Raw genomic sequence first — 2,146 nt, 5'->3', positions numbered from 1 at the left:
AGGTCCGTGTACGCCTTCTCGACGGTCGGCCAGCTCACGCCCTCGAACTCGCAGTCGGCGTCGTGAAGGCTGTTGGTCGTCCGACAGCCGGGACACGGGTAGCGGAACGTCGGCACGACGCGACCCTTCGACGCCGCGGGAGTTAGGGGTTTCGCGACGACGGTCACGAACGTTCTCGGGGTTCCGAAACGTTTACTCGCCGCCCGGACGCGACTACAGACGGTATGACAAAGGTCAGCGTTATCGGTGCGGCGGGGACCGTCGGAGCCGCTGCCGGCTACAACCTCGCGTTACGGGACGTGGTCGACGAGCTCGTCTTCGTCGACATTCCCGACCAGCGCGAGACGACGATCGGACAGGCCGCCGACGCGAACCACGGCGTCGCCTACGACTCGAACACGACCGTCCGGCAGGGCGACTACGCGGACACCGCCGGCTCGGACGTGGTCGTGATCACGGCCGGTATCCCGCGCAAGGAGGGCCAGACGCGGCTCGATCTGGCCGGCGACAACGCGCCGATCATGGAGGACATCGGCTCGCAGCTCGCCGAGCACAACGACGACTTCGTCACGGTCACCACCTCCAACCCGGTCGACCTCCTCAACCGCCACCTGTACGAGGCGGGCGACCGCGACCGCCACAAGGTGATCGGGTTCGGCGGGCGGCTCGACTCCGCGCGCTTCCGCTACGTCCTCTCGCAGCGCTTCGACGCCCCCGTCAAGAACGTCGAGGGGACGATCCTCGGCGAACACGGCGACGCGCAGGCACCCGTCTTCTCGAAGGTGCGCGTGAACGGTCGCGACCCGGCGTTCGACGCCGACGAGAGAGAGGGGATCCTCGCGGACCTTCAGGAGTCCGCGATGGACGTGATCAGCCGGAAGGGTGCCACGCAGTGGGGTCCCGCCACCGGGGTCGCTCACACGGTCGAGGCCGTCCTGAACGACACCGGCGAGGTGCTGCCCTGTTCGGTCGTCCTCGACGGCGAGTTCGGCTACGAGGACACCGCGCTCGGCGTGCCCGCGAAGCTCGGTTCGGACGGCGTCGAGGAGGTCGTCGAGTGGGACCTCGACGAGTACGAGTCGGACTTACTCGACGAGGCCGCCGAGAAGCTCTCCGAGCAGTACGAGAAGATCGCGTAGCGGACACGCTCGCGTCCGGGCACTCGGTCGGACCGCCGCGGCGACCGCCACCCGCCGGGCTTTTATCGCTGCCCCGCGCCCGGTACGGCATGAACCGCGCCGAGATCGACACCGACGACCTGCTGAAACTCGTCCTGCTGCTCGTCGTGGTATGGCTTCTCGTGGAGATCGTCGAGACCGTCCTCGACATCGCCTTCTGGGTGTTCGACGCCATCCCGACGCTGATCGGGATCGCGCTCGTCGTCGTGATCGCCTTACACCTCGCGGACCGGATCTAATCTAGCGGCGACGTGTTCAGCCTCAACGTCCCGCTTTCTCCCGGAGTCGACCGCCTCGCGACCGATCTCCACCCGAAACTGAAGGGCTTCGATACGGTCCGCGAGCGCCGGACGCTCGTCTGTAAGCGGTTCGGCGTCGACGACGTGCGCGACCCGGACGATGACGCCGGCGCGACGCCGACGAAAGACGACGTCCTCGACCGACTCCGCGGCCGGCTCGGTCGCCCGCTCGCGGAAATCGACCCGTTCGAGGTCGCCGTGACCGGCGTCGACGTCTTCGACGTGCCGGCCTCCGGGTCGCGCCCGGTGGTGTATCTCACGGTCGAGAGCGAGGGGCTCGTCCGGCTCCACCGGCGGCTCTGTGCCGCGTTCGGAGCCGTCGAGGGGATCGAGGGTGACGACTACGTCCCGCACGTCACGCTGGCGCGGGGCGGGAACCCCGAGCCGGGCGCGGTCGCGGGGGTGGTGGACGCCGCGTTCGAGCCGATCCGGTGGCGCGTCCACGCGCTCGACGTGTGGGATCCCGAGTTCCGCGAGGTCGCGGCGACAATCGAGTTATAGGTCGTTCGCGGAGCGGGATTCGTCGACGCGGTCGCTCGACGATACATCGTTTATCGCTTGGTGACCGACACCGCCGAATCGAGTAGAAAGAATAGCAAACCGATTCAGTAGAGTCTCTCACGCGCTATCCGTCGCGTCCGGCTCGTCGACCGCGTGGTGCGGTCCAAC

General features: G+C 67.9%; 3 protein-coding genes. All 3 read left to right on the top strand.

The genetic code is table 11. The annotated features are described in order from the left end of the window. Nucleotides 1–224: 224 nt before the first annotated feature. The 3 genes from mdh to BN903_RS10515 all read left to right on the top strand — a co-directional run bounded on the left by mdh (nucleotide 225) and on the right by BN903_RS10515 (nucleotide 1,978). Nucleotides 225–1,139 carry a malate dehydrogenase gene (gene mdh, locus BN903_RS10525; protein ID WP_048077691.1) on the top strand — a complete coding sequence of 305 codons (915 nt, stop codon included), beginning with the start codon at nucleotides 225–227 and terminating at the stop codon, nucleotides 1,137–1,139. An 89-nt stretch (nucleotides 1,140–1,228) separates the two neighbouring features. Beyond that, nucleotides 1,229–1,417: a hypothetical protein gene (locus BN903_RS10520; RefSeq protein WP_048077690.1), complete on the top strand. Its 189-nt coding sequence runs from the start codon at nucleotides 1,229–1,231 to the stop codon at nucleotides 1,415–1,417. 12 nt (nucleotides 1,418–1,429) lie between these two features. Continuing rightward, nucleotides 1,430–1,978, top strand: a complete 549-nt coding sequence (locus tag BN903_RS10515; protein WP_048077689.1) for a 2'-5' RNA ligase family protein — start codon at nucleotides 1,430–1,432, stop codon at nucleotides 1,976–1,978. Nucleotides 1,979–2,146 lie beyond the last annotated feature (168 nt).

It is taken from the genome of Halorubrum sp. AJ67 (assembly GCF_000513435.1).
Note: the sequence above shows the minus strand (reverse complement) of the source record. Positions and strands in the feature narration are given on the sequence as shown.